The sequence below is a fragment of the Nocardioides litoris genome (assembly GCF_006346315.1).
Lineage (GTDB): Bacteria > Actinomycetota > Actinomycetes > Propionibacteriales > Nocardioidaceae > Nocardioides > Nocardioides litoris.
Window position 1 is genome coordinate 1 of the sequence record NZ_VDMR01000008.1, and the last position, 22,853, is coordinate 22,853.

Genomic DNA, 22,853 nt, shown 5'->3' on the forward strand with positions numbered 1-22,853 from the left:
CAGCCAAGGCAAGAACCCCCGCGAGATCCGACGCTGCCTCAAGCGCTACATCGCCCGAGACCTCTACCGAACCCTCGAAGCCGGCGACACCCAAACACCCCTTGACCAGACATAGGAGCGTCCACCTAGCCGGGCGCGGCCAGCCAGACCGGGCTGGTGCAGGGCGACGCCGCGTGCGGGTGGCGGATCGCGGTTGACCGTCCGTCCCGGTCGGCCGCGTCGGCCAGCCGGCCGGTGCGGGCGAAGTCACCCGGCGTGGTGCCCGCGACCTGCTGGTACGCCGGCGGCAGCAGCCCGGCCAGCACCTCGCCCAGCACGCTGTCGGACAGCGTCGCGTGGTCGGTCAGCGCGGCGGCGTCGAGCCCGGCGCTGCGCATCGAGGCGAACACCAGCGCGGGGGCGGCGTGGTGGCGCGGTGAACCGTACCGGGGACGATCGCGCCCGCCGACGGGCCGAGGCCGCCGGCCAGCAGCAGGCCCGGCCCGGCGGCGGCGACCGCGCGCCGCGAGAGCCCCGGCGGCGGCTCCGGGTGGGTGTGGCCGCTCGTGTGGTCATGGCGTGGACGTGGACGTCGCACACGCCTCCCGTCGCACCACGTCCGGGCGACGCGTGGTGGGCTCCTAGGCTGTCGGCCGTGATCATCGCGCCGACGCACGGGTTCGTGCTGCTCGCGGTGCCGAAGGTCGCGAGCACCTCCCTCGACGCCGCCCTCGGCCACCTGCACGAGCCGCCGCCGGGCCGACCGCCGCACAAGCACCAGAACCTGCTCGGCTTCCACCGCCACACCGCCCCGCGGATCGAGGCGGCCGGGCACCCGCGGTCGTCGTACGAGGTGGTGGCGCTGTTCCGCGACCCGGTCGCCTGGCTGGAGTCGTGGTGGCGCTACCGGCAGCGCCCGCTCGTGCGCGAGGAGCGCAGCACGGGTGACCTGGCGTTCGCCGAGTTCGTGCGGCTCTTCCTCGACGACAAGGACGCGACCGGGATCAAGGGCCGGCCGGCTCGGTTCATCGCCGGCGAAGCCGCGTCGGGGGCGCGGCTCGACCGGCTCTTCGCGGTCGACCGGCCCGAGGTGTGGACCGCGTGGTTCTCCGAGCGGGTCGGGGCGCCGGTCGAGGTGCCGCGCCGCAACGCCTCCACCGCGCGCCGCGCCGAGCCGCTGCCCGACGACCTGGCCGTGGAGCTGCGGGCGTGGTTCGCGCCCGAGTACGCCGTGCTGGCCGAGCTGGAGCCCACGGGCGAGTGGCAGCCGCCGGTCGGCTACCGCCCGCCCGGCCTCAGCTGAGCAGGAAGTACAGGCCGACCACCGTCGGCGTGAACCCCGCCAGCAGCCACGGGCTGGCCATCGACCGCCGGTGGATGGCGAACGCGGCTGCGATGGCGACGACGCCGAACGCGCCGCCGAGGACGCTCAGGCCGATCTGCGAGACCCGCTCGGAGTCGTCGATGAAGAACGACGCCAGCACGAGGCCGATCGAGAGGTGGAAGATCGTGGTGCCGACCAGGACCGACAGCACGGTGCGCTGCACGCGCTCCAGGCGGGCGATGTCCTCCGGCGACGCCGCCGTGCGGGGCCGGTCGGGGTCGATGAGGTGCTTGGCGCGTCGGGGGGTCGGCTCGGGGGCCATGCCCCCAGCCTAGGAGCCGCCCCCTCGACACCTGGCCGCCACCCGAGGGCCGCTGCCGGTCCACCTGGGACGGGCAGGCTGTCGGGGTGCACGAGACCCTGACCTACCTGCGCCTGACGCGGATGCTCGACGAGGTCGAGCGGAGCCACCCCGAGGTGTCGGGCCCGCTGCGCCTGACCCTGCTGCGCGCCCACCGCGAGGGCGAGGTCGCCTGGCTCGACGAGGCGCGGTTCGTCGAGGTGCTCGACGACCTGGTGCGCCACAGCGCCTGAGCGACCTCAGCCGAGGTCGAAGCGGACGCCCGTCCATTCCTCGGTGCGCTCCCACAGCGCCGCGGCCAGCCGCTCGTCGCGGGCGTGGGGGCTCAACCGGGCGTGCCCGAGCCGGCCCCTCACCTCCCGCAGCTGCGTCGGCCCGACGTACGACGCCGCCTCGGCCCACGTGGCCGCCCAGAGCGTCGGGTTGGCGCCGGCCGCGGCCGACTGCGTGAGCAGGCGGGTCACCAGCGGGGCGACCTGGCGCACGAGCGGGAGCCCGCCGAGCCCGTCGCGGGAGGTGACCAGCCCGGTCGAGGCGACCCCGGGGTGGCAGGCGGTGACGGTCAGCGGCAGGCCCGCGGCGGTGGCTCGACGGTGCAGCTCGCGGGCGAGGAGCAGGTTGGCCAGCTTGGAGTTGCCGTAGGCCTGGGAAGGGCTGTAGCCGGCCCTCGGGTTGCCCTCGAGGACGGTGGCGTCGCCCTGGTGGTGGGCGATGGAGGAGACGACCACGACGCGCGGCGCGTCCGCCTCGAGGAGCCGGGGGAGCAGCTGGGCGGTCAGGGCGGCGTGCCCGAGGTGGTTGGTGCCGAGCTGCAGCTCGAACCCGTCGGCGGTCTCGCGGTAGCGCGGTGGGGTCATGACACCGGCGTTGGCCACGAGCGTGTCCAGCGGCCCGGACCAGTCCTCGGCGAACGCGCGCACCGAGGCCAGCGAGGCCAGGTCGAGCTCGGCGACCTCGACCCCGCCGGGCAGCTTCGCCTGTGCCTGGCGGGCCTTGTCGAGGTCGCGACAGGCGATGGTCACCGCGGCACCGTGGTCGGCGAACGCCTTCGCGGCGTGGAAGCCGATGCCGGAGTTGCCGCCCGTGACGACGATGCGTCGGCCGGAGAGGTCGGGCAGGTCGGAGGGGCCGAAGCCGGCGAGGTCAGGTGTGCTCACCGCGCCATCCTGGCCGCCCGCCGGCGAGGCGGGCCCACCCGTCCGGGCTCGCTCCCGGCTCGCTCTGTGGCCGGTCACCCGCCAGGATCCTCCCGTGAGCGAGATCGACGTGACCGAGGTGTTCCGCCGCGCCCACCAGGGCCTCCCGCGCGAAGCCCCCGGTTCCCGCGGCACGACCGAGCTCCTGCTGCGCTTGGCCGGCGACCTCCCCGGTGAGCCCGACGTGCTCGACCTGGGCTGCGGCACCGGGCCGGCGGCCGTCCCCCTGGCCGAGCTGACGGGCGGGCGGGTCACGGGCGTCGACCTCCACGCCGGCTTCCTCGACGACCTGCGCCGCCGCGCCGAGGCCGCCGGGGTCGGCGACCGCGTCACCGCCCTGCCCGCGTCGATCGACGACCTCCCCCTGCCCGACGCCTGCGCCGACCTGGTGTGGGCCGAGGGGTCGGCGTACGTGGTCGGGTTCGACGCCGCCCTCACCGGCTGGCGCCGCCTGCTCCGACCCGGCGGGGTGCTCGTGCTGACCGAGGCGGAGTGGCTCGTGCCCGACCCGTCGCCCGGGGCGCGGGCGTTCTGGGACCCGGGCTACCCGGCGATGCGCACCACCGCCGGCAACATCGCGGCCGCCGAGCGGCTCGGATGGACGGTTCGCGCCACCTACGTCCTGCCCGACTCCGACTGGGCGGAGTACTACGACCCGCTCCGGGCTCGCCTCGAGGAGCTGCGGGCCGCCGGCGTGCCGGACGGCCTCGTCGACCAGGTGGGCGAGGAGATCGGGGTGCGGGAGTGGCACGGCGCCGAGTACGGCTACACCGGCTACGTCCTGCGGCCCCGCTGAGGCGCATCGCGACGGAGAGCGACGTACGACGACGTGCAGGATCGGCCGCGGCAGGCCCGGCCCCCCGTCGTGGCGCGGGTGTCGCGACTGCGACCGGCGAACCTGTACGTCCTTGTCCGGGGCCGGTCTACCGTGCCCCATGCTCGTGCGCATGGGATGGAACGCCGCGTGAGCCGGGTGGTCTTCATGTGCGGTCCCTCGGGGGCCGGCAAGTCGACGTACGCCAAGCGCCTGGAGGAGGCCGGGATGGTCCGCCTGACCTTCGACGCCGAGCTGTGGCGTCGCGGGGTGACCGAGGTGCCGCCGCCGGCCGAGGTGCGGGCCGAGGTCGACGCCGAGCTGCGCGAGCAGCTGCTGGCGCACGTCGCGGCCGGTCGCGACGTCGTGCTCGACTTCTCGTTCTGGTCGCGGGCCATGCGTGACGACTGGCGCGCCCTGCTCCGCCCCACCGGTGTGGTGCCCGAGACGATCTACCTCGCGACCCACCGCGAGACCGTGCTCCGCCGGCTGCGCGACCGCCGCGGCGCCCACGCCGACGACGCGGTGGTCGACGAGGCGCTCGCCGAGGGCTACGTCGACCACTTCGAGCCGCCGACGGAGGACGAGGGGCCGCTGGCCGTCGTCAGGCCCGACGAGCGATAACCGGTGGCGCGGGCGCGCGACGCCGCAGCATCCTCGGCACGTGGACATCAGGCCCTTCTCGCCCGACGAGGTCGACGACCTCCGCGCCTTCGTCGAGCTGACCAACGCCTCCGAGGCCTCGGTGGCGCCGTGGGCCCGGACGGTGACCCTGCGCGAGGCGGCGGGCCGCTACCGCCACGGCTGGGACGGCGAGCCGGCGACGCCGTACCTCGCGGTGCTGGACGGTGAGGTCGTGGCCGCGGGCACCGTGTCGACGAGCGAGCGCGACAACCTCCACCTGGCCTGGCTGGGTGTCGACGTACGACCTGACCTGCGCCGCCGCGGCCTCGGGTCCGAGGTGCTGGCCCGGCTCGAGGCCGACGCCCGCGCGCTCGGTCGCACCTCGCTCGGGCTGGGGTGCTGGGACGTGCCGGGGCTGGAGGACTTCGCCCTGGCCCACGGCTACGAGCGGAGGTCCACCGACGTCAACCGCCGCCAGCTCCTGCCCGAGGTCGACCCCACCGTGGTCGACGCGCTTCACGATGATGCGCTGCTCGACGCGGCCGACTACGAGCTCGTGCGCCGACGGGGCCGCACCCCCGAGGCCGAGCTCGACGCCCTCGCGGTGATGACCGCGGCCATCAACGACGCCCCGACCGGCGACCTCGACATCGAGGACGAGGTCTTCGACGCCGACCGCGTGCGCGCCTACGAGCACGCCCACGAGCAGCGCGGCATCGACCTCTACCGCGTCGTCGCCCGCCTCCGGCGCACCGGCGAGCTGGCCGGGCAGACGGTCGTCGGCGTCGACCGCGAGCGCCCGCACCTGGGCGACCAGCACGACACCTCGGTCGTCGCCGCCCACCGCGGCCACCGCCTGGGCACGCTGCTCAAGACCGACATGCTCCGCTGGCTGCGCGGCGCCGAGCCGCAGCTGGCCGAGATCGACACCTGGAACGCCGAGTCCAACGGCTTCATGATCGGCGTCAACGAGCAGCTCGGCTATCGCGTCATGGGCCGCAGCATGGATCTGCAGAAGTCCGTCTAGCCCACGACGTACGACGACCCGCGCCGCAGCTCGTCGGCGGCGACGGTCACCACCCGGTCGAGCAGCTCCTCGCACGTCGGCAGGTCGTCGATGACGCCGACGACCTGGCCGGAGGCGAGCACGCCGGTCGACGCGTCGCCGTCGACCAGGCCGGCCTTGAGCATGACCGGGGTGTTGGCGGCCAGCGCCATCTGCGACAGCGAGCGGCCCTGCGCCTTGCGCATGCTGCGGCCGTCCTTGGCCAGCTGGACCCACGACATCCCCGAGCCACGCTTGAAGTCGACCGTACGACGCACGGTCGGCCCCAGCCGGCGCGCGGCCGAGGTGCCCTCGAGGGACTCGACGAGGTCGGTGCGCAGCATCCGGTGCGGCATGCCGTCGACCTTGGCCGTGACCACGGTGCCGGTCAGGTCGGTGGCCAGGTAGCGCTCCTTGACCGCCTGCGGCACCGCGGAGTCCTGGGTGAGGAGGAAGCGGGTGCCCATGCCGATGCCGGCGGCGCCGTACGACAGGGCGGCGGCGAGCCCGCGCCCGTCGAAGAACCCGCCCGCAGCGATCACCGGGATGTCGCTGCCCGCGTCGCGCAGGGCGTCGAGCACCGACGGCAGGAGCAGGGTGGTCGGCACGGGGCCGGTGTGGCCGCCGCCCTCGCCGCCCTGCACCATCACCGCGTCAGCGCCCCACGAGGCGACCTTGACCGCGTGCTTGCCGGCGCCGATCGACGGCATGACGACGATGCCGGCCTCCTTGAGCACCGCGATCAGCTCGGGCTTGGGGGCGAGGGCGAACGAGGCGACCTTGACGTCGTGGTCGACCAGCAGCCGGCAGCGGTCGGCGGCGTCGCCGGCGTCGGCGCGCATGTTGACGCCGAACGGCCGGTCGGTGCGGCTCTTGACCTCGACGATCGCCCGCTCGAGCTCGGCGAAGGACATCGTGGCCGAGGCCAGGATGCCGAGCCCGCCGGCCTCGGCGGTGCCGGAGACCAGGCGCGGCCCGGAGACCCAGCCCATGCCGGTCTGCACGACCGGGTGGCGGACGCCGACCAGGTCGGTGAACGGGGTGCGGATCAGCTGCTCGATCACGACGGCGGGACCTCCTTGAAGCGGATGCCCCTCGGATCGAGCACCTCGGTGATGACGACCAGCTCCTCGGTCGTCGGCTCACGTGTCGTCGGCACGTCGGCGAGGTCGCCCAGGTCGAACCCTGTCGCCTCCTGCACCTCGGCCACGGTGGTGCCGGGGTGCACCGAGCGCAGCCGCACCGTCCGGTCCGGACCACCGACGTCGAGGACGGCCAGGTCGGTGACGATCCGGTGGATGTCGTTGAACCGCGCCGCCGCGGGCCCGGCCTCGGCCGCCCGCCGTGGGCCGACACCGGAGACGATGTCGACCGCCTCGACGAACACGCGGGGGGAGTGGCGCGGCACCCAGTAGGACGTGCGGTTGTTGACCGTGTTGCCGGGGGCGCCCCGCGAGCCGAGCAGCTGCAGCCTCGGACGGTCGAAGGGCCCGATGGCGGAGATGTTCTGGTTGCCGTGGCGGTCGACCTGGGTCGCGCCCATCATCACGTGGCGGGTGCCGTGCGCGACGACGTCGAAGACCCGGCGGAAGGGGATCCACCCCTCGACCACGTCCCCCTGCGCGAACAGCGGCGGCACGCCGGCCAGGAACACCGACTCCCCGTCGCTGATCACCAGGTCGGGGTTGGAGGTCAGCTTGGCCAGCCGCACCCCGAGCATCGGCATCGTGCCCATGGGGCTGGCGAAGACCTCACCGTCGTCCGCGAAGGCGTCGGCCACCGCCGCCGCGCACACGTCGGCCCGTGTCGGCTCCATCAGGACTCCTCCCCGTACGCCGCCACCGCGGCCTGGTAGGCCGCCTCGTCGCCGGCGAGGAACCGGTCGTGGAAGGCCTGCCACTCCTCGTCGCTGCCGCCGGCCGCAGCGGCGTAGGCCTTCTGGAACCTCTCGTCGCGGGCGTAGTCGGGCCGGCAGTCGGTGAAGTGCGCCCCGTGCGGCGTCTCGACGACCCCGGTGACCAGCATCCGGCTCAGCAGCAGCCGCTGCACCGGGGTGTCGACGGTCAGGCCGGCGGTGTCGACGACCTGCTCGACCGAGAGGTAGGTGCGCTCGGCGGCCATCGCGAAGAGGTCGTCGAAGTACGGGTCGGGCCCGAGGTAGGTCGCGTTGCCGTGCGCATCAGCACGGTTGAGGTGGACCAGGGCCACGTCGAGCCTGAGGGCCGGCACGGCGACGAGCTCCTCGTGCCCGAACCCCTCGTCGTACGGCGAGGTGACGGTCTCGATCCAGGGCTGGTTGACCAGCACGTCGGAGCCCAGCCCGGCCCGCACCGGCAGGAACGGCAGCCGCTGGGCCGCCGCCCGCAGCCCGGTCTGGAACATGCCCTCGTCGAGCTCCACGACCTCGGGGATCGTGCCCTGCTGCCGGGCCCGCTGGAAGTTGGGCTCCAGCGGCACCGTGTCGAGGGAGACGAAGGCGTAGACCAGCCGGCGGATCTTGCCGGCCCGGGCCAGCAGGCCGACGTCGGCGCCGCCCCAGGACACGATGGTCAGGTCCGTCAGGTCCGAGCGGTAGATCGCGCGGACCAGGGCCATCGGCTTGCGCCGCGGGCCCCAGCCGCCGATGCCGATGGTCATGCCGTCCTCGAGGGAGGCCACGACGTCCTCGATGGTCGTCTGCTTGTCGCGGGGCCCCTTGCTCACGTGCTCGCCTTCCCGCCGGACTCGGCCGTCCCCGCGCTCTGCTTGCCCACGAACCGGTCACGCAGCTCGTCGCTCACGCCCATGAGGTTGAGCTCCATCGTGAAGCCCTGCTCGAAGCGGTAGCTCTTGTTGACGTCGACCGGGTCGATGCCGTTGAGGCACTCCTTGGCCGCGCGGATGACCCGGGTGTCCTGGGCCGCGATGTCGGTCGCGACCCGCAGCGCCGCGGCGTCGAGCTCGTCCCGCGGCACCACCTCGAGCACCGAGCCGAACTGCACCAGGTCGGCCGCCTGGATGGTGCGGGAGGTGAAGTACAGGGTGCGCATCATGTGCTGCGGCACCAGCCGCGCCATGTGGGTGGCGGCGCCGAGCGCGCCCTGCTTGACCTCCGGCACGCCGAAGTAGGCGTCGTCGCTGGCCACCACGCAGTCGGCGTTGCCGGCCAGGCCGACGCCGCCACCGACGCAGAAGCCGTGGACCGCCGCCACCACCGGCACGGCGCACTCGTAGACCGCCTTGAACGCCGCGAAGCACCCGCGGTTGGCGCCGAGCAGCGCATCGAACCCGGTGGTGTGCTGCATCTCCTTGATGTCGACGCCCGCGTTGAAGCCGCGCCCCTCGGCCCGCAGCACCACCACGTGGGTGTCGCGGTCGGCCGAGGCCTCGTCGAGGGCCGCCGCGACGTCGTACCAGCCCTGGACGGTGAGGGCGTTGACCGGCGGCGCGTCCATCGTGACCACGCGGACGTGGTCGTCGCGCAGCTGTGAGGTGATCGTCATCGGGCTCCTGTCGGCGCGGTCTCGGAACCAAGCAAGTGCTTGGTAGGGTAGCAGCCATGCCCCTCGCCCTCGACCTGTCCGGTCGCGTCGTCCTGGTCACCGGGGGCGCCAAGGGCATCGGTCGGGGCGTCACCGAGGCCTTCCTCGCGGCCGGCGCGACCGTGGTGACCTGCGCCCGGTCCGACGCCCCGACGGTCGACGGCGCGGAGCACCGGGTCTGCGACGTGCGCGACCCAGCGGCGGTCGCCGCGCTCGTCGACGGCGTGGTCGCCGCGCACGGCCGGCTCGACGTGCTGGTCAACAACGCCGGGGGAGCACCCGCGGTCGAGGCGGCCACCGCCTCGCCCCGGCTGCACGAGAAGGTCGTCGGCCTCAACCTCCTCGCGCCCCTCGCCCTGTCCCAGGCCGCCAACGCGGTCATGCAGGGCCAGGACGGCGGCGGCGCGATCGTCAACGTCTCCTCCATCGCCGCCCACCGACCCGCCCCCACCATCGCCGCGTACGCCGCCGCCAAGGCCGGCCTCGACTCCCTGACCCGCTCGCTGGCCATGGAGTGGGGCCCGCGGGTGCGGGTCAACGCGATCGACGTCGGGCTGTGTCGGACGGAGCACACCGACGACCACTACGGCGGCGACGACCGGGTCGCGGCCATCGAGCGCACCATCCCGCTCGGCCGGATGGCCCGGCCGGTCGAGGTCGGCAACGTCGCGGTCTTCCTGGCCAGCGACCTGGCGTCGTACGTCTCGGGGGCGCGGGTCTCCTGCGACGGCGGCGGCGAGCCGCCCGTCTTCCTGCACATCGACCGAACCGACTGAGAGGTGTCCCCGTGTCTCGACTTCTGGAGGGTCGCGTCGCGATCGTCACCGGCGCGGGCCGCGGCATCGGCCGCGCGCACGCGCTCGAGCTCGCCCGCCACGGCGCCCAGGTCGTGGTCAACGACTTCGGCGTCTCGCTGGCCGGCGAGGGCACGGGGGAGAGCCCGGCCGAGGAGGTCGTGGCCGAGATCGTCGCCGCGGGCGGCGAGGCCGTGGCCAACGGCGCCGACGTGGCCGACTTCGCCGACGCCGAGGCGATGGTGCGCCAGGCCATCGAGACGTTCGGCGGCCTCGACGTGCTGGTCAACAACGCCGGCTTCGTGCGCGACCGGATGCTCGTCAACACCAGCGAGGAGGAGTGGGACGCCGTCGTGCGCGTGCACCTCAAGGGACACTTCGCCCCGCTGCGGCACGCCGGCGCCTGGTGGCGCGGGGAGGCCAAGGCCGGCCGCCAGCGCGCCGCCCGCGTGGTCAACACCTCCTCCGGCGCCGGCCTGCAGGGCTCGGTCGGCCAGGCGACGTACTCCGCGGCCAAGGCCGGCATCGCGGGCCTCACCCTGGTCGCGGCGCAGGAGATGGGTCGGTACGGCGTCACGGTCAACGCCATCGCCCCGGTCGCCCGCACCCGGATGACCGAGGGCGCGTTCGACACCTCCGCCATGGCCGTGCCCGAGGACAACTCACCGGTCGTGGCCTGGCTGGCCTCGGAGGAGTCGGGCGACGTCACCGGCCGCGTCATCGAGGTCGACGGCAGCACCATCACCGTCGAGAACGGCTGGACCCACGGCCCCTCGCGCGACGCCGGCGCCCGCTGGGAGGCCGCCGCGGTCGGTCCCGCGCTGCGCCAGCTGCTGGCCGAGGCGCCGACGCCGGAGCCCGTGTACGGCGCCTGAGGTGCGCACGCGGGCAGGAAGCCTGGCGTCGCCGCACTGCCGCTGGGGAGACTGCGCGCCGTGACCGAGCAGCCCGCCCTCCGCACACCCGCGCCGGACGACCACCCCACCTGGTGGGAACGGCCCTTCGTGTGGGCCGCTGCGGCCTGGATGGCCGTGGTGGAGGTCGTGCGTGCCGTCGGGCGGGGGCTGGGCCGCGTGCTCGGTCCCGCCGGCGCGGTGGCTCGGTCGGGTGCTGGGTGCGCCCGTCCGGTGGTGCGGCGGGCCCCCGAGGCCGCCGGCCGCGTCGCCCGCCGGGTCGTCCTGCGTCCGCTCGCCTGTCCTGGCGGGTCGTCTTGGCGCCGTTCCGCTGGGTCGGTCGCGGCTTGGTCGCGCTGCTGGAGCGGGCCGGGTCCGCGCTGGCCCGCGTGGTCACGGCGCCGTTCCGGGTGCTGGGTCGGGGCTGGCCCGGATCGGCAGGTTGGCCGTCGACCTGCTCCGCCGCTGGACGCGGTGGCTCACGACCCAGGTGCGGCGCGCCGGTGCCGCCGTACGCCGGGCGGGCGAGCGGCTGACCGCGCCGGTGCGCCGCGCACGGGAGCGGTGGCGCGGCCGGATGGCCCGGGTCCGCTGGCCCGGACGCCGTCGGTCCGGTGACCGCTAGGACGCCTGCTGGACCAGCACAGCGGCCAGCAGGGTGCCGCAGACCAGGGTGGTGACCACGATGGCGGTCCACTGGGTGCGCCGGACGGCGCGGGCGATGACGACGCCGAGCACCAGCACGAAGCCCCCGGCGCCGGACGCAGCGGCGAGCGAGCGCAGGCCCGGGTCGGCGTCGGTGGTGGCGCCGGCCAGGATGCACAGGGCGGACAGCACGACCGCGACCCGGATCGCCACGTGGCGACCGAGGTCCTCCCCGACGTACCGGGCCAGGTCGCGCCCGTCGGCGTCGTCGGGGATCTGGTCGGGGTCCAGGCGGCCGGTCACGCGCCCAGGCTAGGTCGTCACAGCCTCTCGATGACGGTGCCGGTGGCCATGGCGCCGCCGGCGCACATCGAGATGAGCGCGGTGGAGGCGTCGCGGCGCTCGAGCTCGTGCAGGGCGGTGGTGATGAGCCGGACGCCGGTGGCGCCGACGGGGTGGCCCAAGGCGATGGCGCCGCCGTTGACGTTGACCTTGTCGAGGTCGACGCGGTGCTCGCCGGCCCACGACAGCACGACGCTGGCGAAGGCCTCGTTGACCTCGAAGAGGTCGAAGTCGGAGATGGCCATGCCGGTGCGGTCGAGGATGCGCTGGGTGGCCTGGACGGGGCCGTCGAGGTGGAACCAGGGATCGGAGCCGACCAGGCACTGGTTGACGATGCGGGCCTTCGGGGTCAGGCCGAGGGCGCGGGCTTTGTCCGCGTCCATGATGAGCACCGCGGCGGCGCCGTCGGAGATCTGCGACGACGTGCCGGCGGTGTGCAATCCGTCGGGGAGGACGCTGCGCAGCTGGGCCAGGCCCTCCAGCGTGGTCTCGCGCAGGCCCTGGTCGGTGTCGACCGCCCTGACCTCGGTGCCCACGGTGCCGTCGGCGTCGCGCTGGGGCGCCTCGACGGTGAAGACCTCGCGCTTGAAGCGTCCCTCGTCGACCGCCACCCGGGCCTTGTGCTGCGAGGCCAGCCCGAACGCCTCGAGGTCGGCACGGGAGAACCCGCGGTGCCGGGCGATCCGGTCGGCCGCCTCGAACTGGTTTGGCATGTCGATGGTCCAGTCGTCCGGCCGCGGGTCGCCGAGGCCCGCGGGGACGTTGCCGCCCAGCGGCACGCGCGACATCGACTCCACGCCGCAGGCCACGCCGACGTCGATGGTGCCGGCGGCGACCATGTCGTGCACGAGGTGGGCCGACTGCTGGCCCGAGCCGCACTGGGCGTCGACGACGGTCCCCCCGGTGTGCTGGGGGAGCCCGGCGTGGAGCCAGGCGCGGCGCACGGTGCCGTTGGACTGCTCGCCGGCCTGGGTCACGATGCCGCCGACGACCTGCTCGACCAGCTCGGGGTCGATGCCGGAGCGGGTCAGCACCTCGCGCTGGGCCAGGCCGAGGAGCACGGCGGGGTGGAGGCCGGAGAGCCAGCCGCCGCGCTTGCCCAGGGGCGTGCGGACGGCCTCGACGATGACGGGGGAGCCCATGACAACAAACTAGAACGTGTTCTCGTCGAGCGGCAAGGCGCGCTCACGAAACCCTTTCGTGAAAGTTGGACACTGTGTAGCCTCGGCCGGACCTAGAACGCGTTCCACCCGGAGGACCCTGTGACGACGACCGCCCTGCCCGCCGGGTTCGACCCGACCGACCCCGACGTGATGCGCGTGCGCTTCCCGCACGAGCAGATGCGCGAGCTGCGCCGGTCCAGCCCGGTCTCCTTCGTCGAGCAGCCGGAGGACGCGCGCGCCGGGTTCCCCGACCACGCCGGCTACTGGGCGGTGTCCCGGCACGCCGACGTCGCCGCCATTTCCAAGAACCAGACCGACTTCTCCACCAACGAGAGCGGCGTCATCATCCGCTTCGCGCCCGGGATGACCAAGGAGGAGCGCGAGCAGACCGGGTTCCTGCTCATCAACCACGACGCGCCCGACCACACCGCGCTGCGCCAGATCGTCTCCCGCGCCTTCACCCCGCGTGCCATCGGCCGCCTGCACGAGAGCCTCGAGGCCCGCGCCCGGAGCATCGTGGCCGAGGTGGTGGAGAAGTCGCGCGCCGACGGCCAGGTCGACTTCGTCGAGCACGTGGCGGCCGAGCTGCCGCTGCAGGCCATCGCCGACCTGCTCGGCGTACCGCAGGCCGACCGCGGCAAGCTCTTCGACTGGTCCAACCAGATGATGAGCTACGACGACCCCGAGGTCGAGGGCGACCAGATGACTGCCTTCATGGAGATCCTCGCCTACTCGATGGCCCTCGCCGACGAGCGCCGTCGGGAGCCGCAGGACGACATCATCACCAAGCTCGTCACCGCCGACGTCGACGGGCGGGGCCTGACCGACGACGAGTTCGGGTTCTTCATGATCCTGCTCGCCGTGGCCGGCAACGAGACCACGCGCAACGCCATCACCTGGGGCATGCACGCCTTCACCCAGAACCCCGACCAGTGGGAGCTGTTCAAGCGCGACCGCCCCGCCACCGCGGCCGACGAGATCATCCGCTGGGCCACCCCGGTCACCGTCTTCCAGCGCACCGCCCGGCGCGACGTCGTCGTCGGCGGCACGCCGGTCGCCGCGGGGGAGCGCGTCGGGCTGTTCTACGCCAGCGCCAACTTCGACGAGCACGTCTTCGCCGACCCCTACACCTTCGACGTCACCCGCAGCCCCAACCCGCACCAGGCCTTCGGCGGCCGCGGCGCGCACTACTGCATCGGGGCCAACCTGGCCCGCCTCGAGGTCGACCTCGTGTTCAAGGCACTGGCCGACCTCGCCCCCGACGTCGCCCTGCGCTCCGAGCCGCGCCGCCTGCGCAGTGGCTGGCTCAACGGCGTCCGCGACATGCACGTGACCCTGCACTGACGAGGAGCCCCCGTGACCAGCACCCTGCCCGACGGCCAGACCGTCCTCCCCGAGGGCTTCGACCTGACCGACCCGTTCCTCATCGAGGAGCGCATCCCGCACGACGAGCTCGCCGCGCTGCGTCGAGCGGCGCCGGTGCACTGGGTGCCCCAGGCGCCCGGCACGTACGACGGCATGGCGGCCGAGTCCGGCGCCGGCTACTGGGCGGTGACGCGGCACGAGGACGTCCTGGCCATCTCGAAGAACAGCCGCGACTGGTCGACCGAGGTCAACGGGGCGATCATCCGCTTCTCCGAGGGCATGACTCGCGAGCAGGTCGAGCTGCAGCGCACGATCCTCATCAACCAGGACCCGCCCCACCACACCGCGCACCGCGCGATCATCAGCCGCGGCTTCACCCCGCGCGCGATCCACGCCCTCGAGGAGGTCATGCAGCTGCGGGCGCGCACGATCGTGGCCGAGGCGGTGGCCAAGGGGGAGGGCGACTTCGTCGGCGACATCGCCGCCGAGCTGCCGCTGCAGGCCATCGCCGAGCTCATCGGCATCCCGCAGGAGGACCGCCTGCGGATCTTCGACTGGTCCAACCAGATGCTGGCCTCCGACGACCCCGAGATCGTCGGGACCCCGGAGATCGCGGCGGCGGAGATCCTCGGGTACGCCATGGAGCTCGCCGCCGACCGCAAGGCCAACCCGCGCGACGACATCGTCACCAAGCTGGTCAACGCCGACCGCGACGGCCGCGGGCTCACCGACGACGAGTTCGGGTTCTTCGTCATCCTGCTGGCGGTGGCCGGCAACGAGACCACCCGCAACGCCATCACCCACGGCATGGATGCGTTCTTCGACAACCCCGACCAGTGGGACCTGTGGGTGCGCGAGCGTCCCGCCGAGATGGTCGACGAGGTCGTCCGCTGGGCCACCCCGGTGACGGTCTTCCAGCGCACCGCGCTGCGCGACGTCGAGGTCGGCGGGGTGACGGTGCGGCAGGGGCAGCGGGTCGCGCTGTTCTACGCCTCGGCCAACCACGACGACGCCGTGTTCACCGAGCCCTTCCGCTTCGACGTCACCCGCTCGCCCAACCCCCAGGTCGGCTTCGGCGGCAACGGCGCCCACTACTGCGTCGGCGCCAACCTGGCCCGCCAGGAGATCCGGCTCATCTTCACCGAGCTCGCCGAGCAGTGCCCCGGCATCACCAAGCTCGCCCCGCCCCGCCGGCTCCGGCACGCGTGGGTCAACGGCATCAAGGAGCTCCGGGTCCGCTACGCCTGAGGCAGGTGCGCCAGGTCTCGACCTGCTCGTCGGCGTGAGGGTGGCGCGGCGCCGCCGGCGTCAGCGCGCCCTCCCGGCGCCCTCGGCGCGTGCGCTGCCGCGGTGTCACCGGCGTGGCGGGGCACGCCGGACAGCGCCAAGGATCCGTGCCGGGATCCGGCACGAACCCTCGGCACTGTCGCTGGCGCAGCAACGGGGTCGATCGGTTGACCATGCATCAACGGATGGACCCCGCTGTCGTGCCTCTAGTCGACCGCATGCGGGGCCGACACCTGGGTGTGCACCTTCTCGGCGACGTTGATCTGGCAGCGCGCGAGCCGCGTCCGAGCAGACCACGGGCGCGATCGAGGTCGACGTGGGGGCCATCCTGAGCGACATGGCCGGAGCGGTCGCGGCAAGCCCCCTCCTGCCCTGGCTGGTCACCGGTCTGGCCGTGATCACGGTCCTCCGGGCGCCGATGCTGGGCCGCGGCGCCGGTCTCCTCCCACGCCGCGACCCCTGGCGCCTCTTCCGTGGCCAGGCTCGTCAACTGGTCATGGATCGCGCCGGAGGCCGGTGCGAGGAGTCGCTCCTCCTGGCCTGGGGCCGTTGCTCGCGACCGGCGCAGGAGGCCGACCACGTCTGTCCGTGGTCACGCGGGGGCGCCACGATGCCGAGCAACGGCCAAGCCCTGTGCCGCCGGTGCAACCGCACGAAGTCGGACACCCGGCCCGCCTGGTGGTGTGTCATCGGGCTGGAGCGCCGGCGCCGGCACTACTTCCCGGCCGGCTCGGACGTGCGTGTCCGGGGCGCGCTCGATCCGGTGGACCGGGCGGTCCACCGGGCAGCTGTCGGCGTCAGTCGCGGGCGGTCAGCACCAACGGCCCGTCGGCCGTGATGGCGACGGTGTGCTCCATGTGGGCGCCGCGGGAGCCGTCCTTGCTGCGCAGGGTCCAGCCGTCGTCGTCGGTGTAGATCTCGTCGGTGGTGTGCATGAACCACGGCTCGATCGCGATCACGAGGCCGGCCTTGAGCTTGAACCCGCGGCCGGGGCGGCCGTCGTTGGAGACGTGGGGGTCGCCGTGCATGGTGCGGCCGACGCCGTGGCCACCGAACTGCAGGTTGACACCGAGGCCGGCGGCGCGGGCGACGGAGCCGATGGCGTGGGAGATGTCGCCCATGCGGTTGCCGGGGCGGGCCTCGGCGATGCCGGCCTCGAGGGCACGTCCGGTGGTCTCGATGAGGTCGAGGTCCTCCTGGCGGGCGTTGCCGACGACGACCGAGAGGGCGGAGTCGCTGACCCAGCCGTCGACGGAGGCCGCGAAGTCGACCGAGAGCAGGTCGCCGTCCTGCAGCACGTAGTCGAAGGGCAGGCCGTGGAGCACCGCGTCGTTGACCGAGGTGCACAGCACCTTGCCGAACGGGGAGGCTCCGAAGGAGGGGTGGTAGTCGATGTAGCAGGACTCGGCGCCCTGGTCGCGGATCATCTGGTGGGCGAGCTCGTCGAGCTCGAGCAGGTTGACGCCGACGTCGGCCTTCTCGGCCAGCGCCGAGATCACCGAGCCCACGAAGCGTCCGGCGGGGCGCATCTGCTCGATCTGCGCGGGAGTCCTGAGCTCGATCACCTCCTCAGGCTATCCATCCGCTCGCAGCGGATCCGCCTCGGGCGGAATCGCTCGCCCCGGCGCGCGACGGCGCGCAGGCTCGAGGCATGACGGGCAACAGCGATCCCACCGCCAGCGCGGCCGACCGGCTGCTCCACCAGCGCATCATCGTCCTCGGCCAGCAGGTCGACGACGAGGTCGCCCACCGCATCTGCGCCGAGCTGCTGCTGCTCTCGGCCGAGGACCCGCACCGCGACATCAGCCTCTACATCAACAGTCCCGGCGGCTCGGTCAGCGCCGGGCTCGCGATCTACGACACGATGCGGCTCGTCCCCAACGACGTCGCGACCCTGGCCATGGGGCTCGCGGCGAGCATGGGGCAGTTCCTGCTCACCGCCGGCACGCCCGGCAAGCGCCACGCCCTGCCCCACAGCCGGGTCCTGCTGCACCAGGGCTCGGCCGGCATCGGTGGCACCGCGGTCGACATCGAGATCCAGGCCGAGAACCTGGCGCACATGAAGGACGTGATGATGCGCATCACGGCCGAGCACACCGGTCAGCCGGTCGAGAAGGTCGAGCGGGACGCGCTGCGCGACCGGTGGTTCACCGCGGAGGAGGCGCGCGACTACGGGTTCGTCGACCACGTGCTCACCGAGGTCGCCTCGGTCGCGCCGTCGCGCCAGGGCTTCGCCTTCGGGGCGACCGCATGAGCCAGTACACGATCCCCAGCGTCGTCGAGCGCACCTCGCGCGGCGAGCGGGCGGTCGACGTCTTCAGCCGCCTGCTCACCGACCGCATCGTCTACCTCGGCACCCCCGTCGACGACGGCGTCGCCAACGTCGTGATCGCCCAGCTGCTCCACCTCGAGTCCGACGCCCCGGACATCCCGATCAGCCTCTACCTCAACTCACCCGGCGGCGACGTCACCGCGGTGCTGGCCGTCTACGACACGCTGCAGTTCGTCCGCTGCGAGGTCGCGACCACGTGCGTCGGCCAGGTGGGCTCGTCGGCCGCCCTCCTCCTCGCCGCCGGTACGCCGGGCCGCCGGACGCTGCTGCCGCACGCGCGGGTGGTCCTCGACCAGCCGGCGGGTGGGGGACAGGGCACGCTGCCCGACCTCGCGCTGCAGGCCAAGGAGATCGTGCGCCAGCGCGCCGAGATGGAGTCCCTGCTCAGCCGGCACACCGGGGTGCCGGTCGAGCGGCTGCGGGCCGACACCGACCGCGACCTGGTGCTGACGGCCCCGGCCGCCGTCGCCTACGGCCTCGCCGACGCCGTCCTGGGGAGCCGCAAGCCGTCGTGACCGGCCGGCCCTAGCGGCAGGGAGCGCCCCCGGCCGCGACCACCGCGAGCCGGTCGCCGCCGGCCGGGCAGGTGCGGCCGGGGACGTCCCCCTCGCCTGTCGCCGGCCGCGCGGCCACCAGCAGCCCCGCGACGACGACCGCGACGAACGCCGCCACCACCACCGCGGCGAGCGCGACGGACGGGACCGGTCGCGTCGACAGCACGAGGGGGGACACGGTCGTCACGACGGGGTCATCGGCGTGCTCGCGGGGCGACTTGAGGGCCACGTGCCAGGATCGGGCCATGACCCTCCTCGACCGTGTCATCGGCTCGCTGCGGCACCACCACGACCTGCTGGCCGAGCTCGTCGGCACCCTCGACGAGCAGGCGCTCGCCGCGCCCAGCGGCTCGACGGAGTGGCAGGTCCACGACGTGCTCAGCCACCTCGGCAGCGGCGCGGAGATCATGCTGGGGCCGGTCGCCGCCGCGGCCGCGCACACCGAGCCGGAGCCTGCGGCCAACGAGGCGGTCTGGGAGCGGTGGAACGCCACCGATCCCGCCGGCCAGGCCACGGCGTTCGTCGAGCACGACGCCCGGCTGGTCGAGGCGTTGGAGGGCCTCGACGGCGAGCAGCGGGAGACGCTGCCGGTCGACCTCGGGTCCCTGCCCGCCCCCGTGCCGCTCGTGGTCGCGGCGGGCATGCGGCTCAACGAGGTCGCCCTGCACACCTGGGACGTCCTGGTCGCCTTCGAGCCCGGCGCGCCGCTCGACGCCGACGCCGCCGAGGTGCTGCTCGAGCTCTACACCGGGCCGCTGTCGATGCTGCTGCACTGGGGCGGCAAGGCCGACCGGCTCGAGGAGCGCACCGTGGTCGCCCTCGAGGGCCACGGGCTCGCCATCGACGAGGACGTCAGCCTCGTGGCCGAGCCGCCGGTCGCTCCCACGGCGACGTTCACCGGTCCGGTCGAGGCCGCGGTGCGGCTCTTCGGCGGGCGGCTGCCGGCGGCGTACACGCCCGAGGAGGTCGCGGTGCACGGCAACGTGACGCTCGAGCAGCTGCGCGACGTCTTCCCGGGTTACTAGCCCCCGCCTCGACCGGCTCAGGCGGCGAGCGCGAGCGGACCGGCCGGGCGGCCCGCCAGGCGTCGCGTCGCGCGTGCGGTGAGGTCGACGAGCCGCAGCCCGAGCGCCCCGTGCACCGCACCGAGCACCTCCGAGCTGGGCTCCTTGAGACCCCGCTCGACCTCGGAGAGGTACTGCACCGAGACACCCGCCTCCCCGGCCACGTCGGCCAGGGTGCGCTCCTGGCGGGTGCGCTCCTCGCGCAGCTCGCGCCCGACGACCTCGCGCCACAGCGGCTCCGGCTCGGGCTGCCGGCCCGGGAACGCGACGACCTCACCCATGCCCGGACCGTACGCCGCCCGGCCCGGTCGCGCCCAGGGTCGTTCGCGACCGGCGAACGGGCGGTCTCAGCGCACCGAGACGACGGTGCTGCTGCTCGACTCGGCGCGGGTCGCGTCGAAGGCCACCGCGTCGAGGGCCTGGCGCGGGAAGAGCCCGACCTCGACCACGACCGTGGCGATCCGGTCGGGCTCCACCTCGACGGGCAGGTCAGCGTCGTCGGCCAACGGTCCGGCGTACTCGCCGTCGACCACCGCGGCGACCATGTCGTCGTCGACGGTGGCCAGCCCGTCGCCATCGTTGCGGAAGGACAGGCGGACCGTGCAGCGCCGGTCGTACGGGTCGTCGTCGGCGGCGGAGCAGGTGACGTCCTCGACCCGGAAGGCGAGGTCGGCATCCTCGTCGGTGACCCACTCCCGCACCGAGCCGCTCGGCTCCGGCGGTTCGGCGTTGCCGGTGGCGTCCTCGAGGAACGACAGCAGGCCGCGGCCGGCGGCGACGGTGATGACGAGGGCGAGGACCACGGCGACCAGCCCGGCCGCGACGCCGAGGCCGAGGGCCACCGCGCCCGTCCCGTACCGGCTCCGGTGGCCCAGGGCGACCAGGCCGAGGACCACGGCCACCAGGCCGAGCACCATCGAGAGCACGTTGACGAAGGGGATCCAGCACAGCAGCAGCGCCAGCACCCCGAGCCCGAGCGAGACCCAGGCCAGGGCGTTGGTCGGCGCACCGGTCGGCGCGCCGGTCGGGTGGCCGGTCGGGTAGCCGGTCGGGCCGGGAGGTCGGGGCGGGCCCGGCGGGGAGGGCGGGTAGGACGGGCCGGGTGCGCTCACCGGGGTGTCCTGCCCGGTGCGGTCGCCGCCCAACCCCGACCGGTGACCGACCCGGGGCAAACGGACTAGCGTCGCCCCGGTGAGGGAGAGCGACCGCTGGCGGCGCCGCGACTGGTGGGGCGTGGTGGTCGAGGCGCCCGACCACCGTGCGGTCGGCCGGTTCTACGCGGCCCTGCGCGGGTGGTCGGTGTGGCGCGAGACCGAGGAGGAGTGCGTGCTCGACCTCGGCGAGGGCGTGGCCTACCTGTCGGTGCACCGGGCCGACGCGTCGTACGAGCCCCCGGTGTGGCCGGCCGAGCCGGGGCGGCCGCGGATGATGCTGCACCTCGACCTCGAGGTCGACGACCTCGAGGCCGAGGTGGCCCGGGCGGTCGGGCTCGGCGCCCGGCTGGCCGAGCACCAGCCGCAGGACGACGTCCGGGTGCTGCTCGACCCGGCCGGCCACCCGTTCTGCCTCTACACCTGACCGGCGACCTGACCGGCGACAGCGGCCTCGGTGTAGACGCCCGCGGCGATGTCCTCCAGCAGCGTCGGGCCGCTGGGCGACCAGCCCAGCAGCTCCCGGGTCCGCTCGGAGGAGGCGGGGTTGTCCACGACCGCGAACCCGCCGAGCCAGCCGAAGTGGTCCATCGCGTCGGCGGGGTCGATCGACGTCGTCGGCAGGCCGAGGGCCTCGCCGATCGCGGCCGCGATGTCCCCGGTCGCGACGCCGCCCTCGGCCACGCCGTGCCACCGGGTGCCGGCCGGCGCCGACTCCAGCGCCAGCCGGTAGAGGCGGGCGGCGTCGAGGCGGTGCACGGCCGGCCAGACGTTGCGGCCGTCGCCGACGTGTGCCGACACGCCGCGCTCGCGCGCGACCCGCACCAGGGTGGGCACGAACCCGTGGCCGTCGCCCCGGCCGTGCACCGACGGCGAGAGCCGGACCAGCGCGGAGCGAACGCCCCGGTCGGCCAGGGCCAGGGTGAGCTCCTCGGAGGGGCCGCGGGCGGCGCCGGCGAAGGTCGAGGTGTCGACCGCGTGGTCCTCGGTGAGGGGACCGGGGGCGCCAGCGCCGACCGCGGTGCCCGAGGTGGTGACCAGGCCCCGGCCGCTGCCGGCCAGGGCGTCGCCGAGGGCCTGCACGACGGCCAGGTCGGCACGGCCGTTGTCGTGGATGCTGCTCATGTCGTCGTGGTTGAAGGCGAGGTGGGCCACGGCGTCGGCGTCGCCGATGCCGTCGACCACGGACGCGGGGTCGGCGAGGTCGCCGCGGTGGACGGTCGCCCCGGCCCGCTCCAGCGCGGCCGCTGCGGCGTCGGACCGGGCCAGGCCGGTGACGGAGTGGCCCGCCTCGAGCAGCTCGCGGACGAGGGCGGAACCGATGAACCCGGATGCTCCGGTGATGTAGGTCTTCATGTCCTCGACGCTAGGTGGAGATGCCCTCCGGTTTCCAAGACCTGTTCTGCGTCGGTCCATGCCGTCCAGGCATCAGGCCAGGTCAGAGGTCAGGTCAGGCCAGGTCAGGCCAGGTCAGGTCAGGCCAAGGTCAGTCGGGTGCGGGCGGACTACGGTGGTGGGGTGCCCGACCTCGACCTGCGCCTCGTCCGCTACTTCGTCGCGGTCGCCGAGCACGGCCACTTCGGCCGGGCGGCGGAGGCGCTGCACGTCGCGCAGCCCTCGCTCAGCCGCCAGGTGCGGCGCCTGGAGGAGCTCGTGGGGGCCCGGCTGCTCGAGCGCACGCCCCACGGCAGCGACCTCACCCCCGCCGGGCGGGTCATGCTCGACCGCGCCCGGGTCGTGCTGGCCGCGGCCGACGCGGCCGTGGCCGAGACCCGTGCCGCCGCCGCGCCCCACCGCGTGGTGGTCGGCTGGGCCGGCGACCTCACGGTGACCGACGTGGTGCGCCGGCTGCGGCTCGCCCGGCCCGAGGCCGAGGTCGCCACCCACCACGTGCGCTGGGACGAGGTCCGCGAGGCGCTGCTCGACCGCCGCGCCGACGTCGTGGTCGGCCGCGGGCCGGTCGAGGCCGACGGCCTCGACGTCACCGTGCTCGGCCACCAGGGCCGGGTGCTCGTCGTGCGCCGCGACCACCGGCTGGCCGGCCGTGCCCAGGTCGCCCTGGCCGACCTCGCCGACGAGCCGCTGGTGCGCACGCCGCACCCGCTGCGCGACGCCTTCTGGCGGGTCGACCCCCGACCCGACGGCCGCCGGGCGCGGGCCCGCTGGCCGAGCTGCCCGAGGACAAGTTCGAGTTCGTCGCCTCCGGTGAGGCGGTCACGATGATGCCCGACCCGGGCCCCGGCGCGCGGGTGCCGCGCGACCTCGTGGCGGTGCCGGTCACCGACGTCGAGCCCGTGCCGATCGTCGTGGTGACCCGGGCGGGGGAGACGAGCCCGCTCGTCGCGGTCTTCGTGGCCCTCGCCCAGGACGTCCTCGCCGCGGCCTGAGCCACGCCGGTC

Annotated in this window: 31 protein-coding genes; 17 read left to right on the forward strand and 14 right to left on the reverse strand. The window is 74.3% G+C overall.

What is annotated here, in order from left to right; genetic code table 11:
• Positions 1-125: 125 nt before the first annotated feature.
• A complete protein-coding gene (locus FJQ57_RS17940) occupies positions 126-377 on the reverse strand; it encodes a hypothetical protein (protein ID WP_139982992.1) in 252 nt (83 codons plus the stop codon).
• Positions 378-634: 257 nt separating this feature from the next.
• Between FJQ57_RS17940 and FJQ57_RS17945 the strand changes: the two genes are divergently transcribed.
• The gene (locus FJQ57_RS17945) at positions 635-1,282 is read left to right on the forward strand and encodes a sulfotransferase family protein (RefSeq protein WP_139982994.1); all 648 of its coding nucleotides are present in this window, start codon (positions 635-637) and stop codon (positions 1,280-1,282) included.
• Here the strand turns inward: FJQ57_RS17945 and FJQ57_RS17950 are convergent.
• Positions 1,275-1,625 (reverse strand): hypothetical protein, encoded by a 351-nt coding sequence (locus FJQ57_RS17950; RefSeq protein ID WP_139982996.1) that lies wholly within the window; start codon positions 1,623-1,625, stop codon positions 1,275-1,277. The two genes, FJQ57_RS17945 and FJQ57_RS17950, sit on opposite strands and share 8 nt — an antisense overlap.
• A gap of 86 nt (positions 1,626-1,711) precedes the next feature.
• Between FJQ57_RS17950 and FJQ57_RS17955 the strand changes: the two genes are divergently transcribed.
• Positions 1,712-1,897: a hypothetical protein gene (locus FJQ57_RS17955; RefSeq protein WP_139982998.1), complete on the forward strand. Its 186-nt coding sequence runs from the start codon at positions 1,712-1,714 to the stop codon at positions 1,895-1,897.
• Positions 1,898-1,903: 6 nt separating this feature from the next.
• Here FJQ57_RS17955 and FJQ57_RS17960 read toward each other — a convergent pair whose 3' ends face one another.
• Complete coding sequence (locus tag FJQ57_RS17960) at positions 1,904-2,821, reverse strand: SDR family NAD(P)-dependent oxidoreductase (protein WP_211349108.1); 918 nt, start codon at positions 2,819-2,821, stop codon at positions 1,904-1,906.
• Between the two features lie 94 nt (positions 2,822-2,915).
• On the opposite strand from FJQ57_RS17960, the gene FJQ57_RS17965 reads away from it, so the two are divergent.
• The 3 genes from FJQ57_RS17965 to FJQ57_RS17975 all read left to right on the forward strand — a co-directional run bounded on the left by FJQ57_RS17965 (position 2,916) and on the right by FJQ57_RS17975 (position 5,325).
• The gene (locus tag FJQ57_RS17965; RefSeq protein WP_211349110.1) at positions 2,916-3,656 is read left to right on the forward strand and encodes a class I SAM-dependent methyltransferase; all 741 of its coding nucleotides are present in this window, start codon (positions 2,916-2,918) and stop codon (positions 3,654-3,656) included.
• Between the two features lie 168 nt (positions 3,657-3,824).
• Positions 3,825-4,298, forward strand: a complete 474-nt coding sequence (locus FJQ57_RS17970; protein ID WP_211349112.1) for a P-loop nucleotide/nucleoside kinase family protein — start codon at positions 3,825-3,827, stop codon at positions 4,296-4,298.
• A gap of 40 nt (positions 4,299-4,338) precedes the next feature.
• Positions 4,339-5,325, forward strand: a complete 987-nt coding sequence (locus tag FJQ57_RS17975) for a GNAT family N-acetyltransferase (RefSeq protein WP_139983000.1) — start codon at positions 4,339-4,341, stop codon at positions 5,323-5,325.
• Here the strand turns inward: FJQ57_RS17975 and FJQ57_RS17980 are convergent.
• From FJQ57_RS17980 to FJQ57_RS17995, 4 genes are read right to left on the reverse strand one after another with little or no spacing between them, the layout of a single operon-like run.
• On the reverse strand, positions 5,322-6,407 hold the full coding sequence (locus FJQ57_RS17980) for an NAD(P)H-dependent flavin oxidoreductase (RefSeq protein WP_139983002.1): 1,086 nt from the start codon (positions 6,405-6,407) through the stop codon (positions 5,322-5,324). The two genes, FJQ57_RS17975 and FJQ57_RS17980, sit on opposite strands and share 4 nt — an antisense overlap.
• Positions 6,404-7,159, reverse strand: coding sequence for a CoA-transferase subunit beta (locus FJQ57_RS17985; RefSeq protein ID WP_139983004.1), 756 nt, complete (start codon positions 7,157-7,159; stop codon positions 6,404-6,406). The genes FJQ57_RS17980 and FJQ57_RS17985 overlap by 4 nt, the downstream gene beginning before the upstream one ends.
• The gene (locus tag FJQ57_RS17990; RefSeq protein WP_139983006.1) at positions 7,159-8,046 is read right to left on the reverse strand and encodes a CoA transferase subunit A; all 888 of its coding nucleotides are present in this window, start codon (positions 8,044-8,046) and stop codon (positions 7,159-7,161) included. Before FJQ57_RS17990 ends, FJQ57_RS17985 begins: the two co-directional genes overlap by 1 nt.
• Positions 8,043-8,825: an enoyl-CoA hydratase family protein gene (locus FJQ57_RS17995; RefSeq protein WP_139983008.1), complete on the reverse strand. Its 783-nt coding sequence runs from the start codon at positions 8,823-8,825 to the stop codon at positions 8,043-8,045. The genes FJQ57_RS17990 and FJQ57_RS17995 overlap by 4 nt, the downstream gene beginning before the upstream one ends.
• Positions 8,826-8,881: 56 nt before the next feature.
• Here FJQ57_RS17995 and FJQ57_RS18000 point away from each other — a divergent pair, with 56 nt between their 5' ends.
• From FJQ57_RS18000 to FJQ57_RS18010, 3 genes are all read left to right on the forward strand, one after another.
• Entirely contained in the window at positions 8,882-9,640 is a 759-nt protein-coding gene (locus FJQ57_RS18000; RefSeq protein ID WP_139983011.1) for an SDR family oxidoreductase, read from the forward strand.
• Positions 9,641-9,651: 11 nt separating this feature from the next.
• The gene (locus FJQ57_RS18005; RefSeq protein WP_139983013.1) at positions 9,652-10,533 is read left to right on the forward strand and encodes an SDR family oxidoreductase; all 882 of its coding nucleotides are present in this window, start codon (positions 9,652-9,654) and stop codon (positions 10,531-10,533) included.
• A 460-nt stretch (positions 10,534-10,993) separates the two neighbouring features.
• A complete protein-coding gene (locus FJQ57_RS18010) occupies positions 10,994-11,176 on the forward strand; it encodes a hypothetical protein (protein ID WP_139983015.1) in 183 nt (60 codons plus the stop codon).
• On the opposite strand, the gene FJQ57_RS18015 is transcribed toward FJQ57_RS18010, so the two are convergent.
• Positions 11,173-11,499 (reverse strand): hypothetical protein, encoded by a 327-nt coding sequence (locus tag FJQ57_RS18015; protein WP_139983017.1) that lies wholly within the window; start codon positions 11,497-11,499, stop codon positions 11,173-11,175. The two genes, FJQ57_RS18010 and FJQ57_RS18015, sit on opposite strands and share 4 nt — an antisense overlap.
• A 17-nt stretch (positions 11,500-11,516) precedes the next feature.
• Complete coding sequence (locus FJQ57_RS18020) at positions 11,517-12,680, reverse strand: steroid 3-ketoacyl-CoA thiolase (protein WP_139983019.1); 1,164 nt, start codon at positions 12,678-12,680, stop codon at positions 11,517-11,519.
• 120 nt (positions 12,681-12,800) lie between these two features.
• Between FJQ57_RS18020 and FJQ57_RS18025 the strand changes: the two genes are divergently transcribed.
• The 3 genes from FJQ57_RS18025 (at position 12,801) to FJQ57_RS23815 (ending at position 16,191) form a co-directional block, all read left to right on the forward strand.
• Positions 12,801-14,045, forward strand: coding sequence for a cytochrome P450 (locus tag FJQ57_RS18025; RefSeq protein ID WP_139983021.1), 1,245 nt, complete (start codon positions 12,801-12,803; stop codon positions 14,043-14,045).
• A gap of 12 nt (positions 14,046-14,057) precedes the next feature.
• Positions 14,058-15,314 (forward strand): cytochrome P450, encoded by a 1,257-nt coding sequence (locus tag FJQ57_RS18030; protein WP_246081890.1) that lies wholly within the window; start codon positions 14,058-14,060, stop codon positions 15,312-15,314.
• 535 nt (positions 15,315-15,849) lie between these two features.
• Positions 15,850-16,191 carry an HNH endonuclease gene (locus FJQ57_RS23815; protein WP_425465433.1) on the forward strand — a complete coding sequence of 114 codons (342 nt, stop codon included), beginning with the start codon at positions 15,850-15,852 and terminating at the stop codon, positions 16,189-16,191.
• Here FJQ57_RS23815 and map read toward each other — a convergent pair.
• Complete coding sequence (gene map / locus FJQ57_RS18040) at positions 16,151-16,918, reverse strand: type I methionyl aminopeptidase (protein WP_139983025.1); 768 nt, start codon at positions 16,916-16,918, stop codon at positions 16,151-16,153. The two genes, FJQ57_RS23815 and map, sit on opposite strands and share 41 nt — an antisense overlap.
• A gap of 86 nt (positions 16,919-17,004) precedes the next feature.
• On the opposite strand from map, the gene FJQ57_RS18045 reads away from it, so the two are divergent.
• Both FJQ57_RS18045 and FJQ57_RS18050 read left to right on the forward strand, forming a co-directional pair.
• Positions 17,005-17,607 (forward strand): ATP-dependent Clp protease proteolytic subunit, encoded by a 603-nt coding sequence (locus tag FJQ57_RS18045; protein ID WP_139983027.1) that lies wholly within the window; start codon positions 17,005-17,007, stop codon positions 17,605-17,607.
• Positions 17,604-18,200: a ClpP family protease gene (locus FJQ57_RS18050; RefSeq protein ID WP_139983029.1), complete on the forward strand. Its 597-nt coding sequence runs from the start codon at positions 17,604-17,606 to the stop codon at positions 18,198-18,200. The genes FJQ57_RS18045 and FJQ57_RS18050 overlap by 4 nt, the downstream gene beginning before the upstream one ends.
• Positions 18,201-18,210: 10 nt before the next feature.
• Here the strand turns inward: FJQ57_RS18050 and FJQ57_RS18055 are convergent, their stop codons facing one another.
• The gene (locus tag FJQ57_RS18055) at positions 18,211-18,486 is read right to left on the reverse strand and encodes a hypothetical protein (protein ID WP_139983031.1); all 276 of its coding nucleotides are present in this window, start codon (positions 18,484-18,486) and stop codon (positions 18,211-18,213) included.
• Between FJQ57_RS18055 and FJQ57_RS18060 the strand changes: the two genes are divergently transcribed.
• Positions 18,485-19,264 (forward strand): maleylpyruvate isomerase family mycothiol-dependent enzyme, encoded by a 780-nt coding sequence (locus FJQ57_RS18060; protein ID WP_139983033.1) that lies wholly within the window; start codon positions 18,485-18,487, stop codon positions 19,262-19,264. The two genes, FJQ57_RS18055 and FJQ57_RS18060, sit on opposite strands and share 2 nt — an antisense overlap.
• 17 nt (positions 19,265-19,281) lie before the next feature.
• On the opposite strand, the gene FJQ57_RS18065 is transcribed toward FJQ57_RS18060, so the two are convergent.
• Together FJQ57_RS18065 and FJQ57_RS18070 are read right to left on the reverse strand one after the other, a co-directional pair.
• Positions 19,282-19,584: a helix-turn-helix domain-containing protein gene (locus FJQ57_RS18065; protein WP_139983035.1), complete on the reverse strand. Its 303-nt coding sequence runs from the start codon at positions 19,582-19,584 to the stop codon at positions 19,282-19,284.
• 66 nt (positions 19,585-19,650) lie between these two features.
• The gene (locus tag FJQ57_RS18070) at positions 19,651-20,415 is read right to left on the reverse strand and encodes a hypothetical protein (RefSeq protein WP_139983037.1); all 765 of its coding nucleotides are present in this window, start codon (positions 20,413-20,415) and stop codon (positions 19,651-19,653) included.
• Between the two features lie 79 nt (positions 20,416-20,494).
• Here FJQ57_RS18070 and FJQ57_RS18075 point away from each other — a divergent pair, with 79 nt between their 5' ends.
• Entirely contained in the window at positions 20,495-20,881 is a 387-nt protein-coding gene (locus FJQ57_RS18075) for a VOC family protein (protein WP_139983039.1), read from the forward strand.
• On the opposite strand, the gene FJQ57_RS18080 is transcribed toward FJQ57_RS18075, so the two are convergent.
• Positions 20,872-21,810: an SDR family oxidoreductase gene (locus FJQ57_RS18080; RefSeq protein WP_139983041.1), complete on the reverse strand. Its 939-nt coding sequence runs from the start codon at positions 21,808-21,810 to the stop codon at positions 20,872-20,874. The two genes, FJQ57_RS18075 and FJQ57_RS18080, sit on opposite strands and share 10 nt — an antisense overlap.
• Before the next feature lie 162 nt (positions 21,811-21,972).
• Between FJQ57_RS18080 and FJQ57_RS18085 the strand changes: the two genes are divergently transcribed.
• Both FJQ57_RS18085 and FJQ57_RS23075 read left to right on the forward strand, forming a co-directional pair.
• Positions 21,973-22,677 carry a LysR family transcriptional regulator gene (locus FJQ57_RS18085; RefSeq protein WP_211349114.1) on the forward strand — a complete coding sequence of 235 codons (705 nt, stop codon included), beginning with the start codon at positions 21,973-21,975 and terminating at the stop codon, positions 22,675-22,677.
• Positions 22,674-22,841: a hypothetical protein gene (locus FJQ57_RS23075; protein WP_211349116.1), complete on the forward strand. Its 168-nt coding sequence runs from the start codon at positions 22,674-22,676 to the stop codon at positions 22,839-22,841. Before FJQ57_RS18085 ends, FJQ57_RS23075 begins: the two co-directional genes overlap by 4 nt.
• The last annotated feature ends 12 nt before the right edge of the window (positions 22,842-22,853 follow it).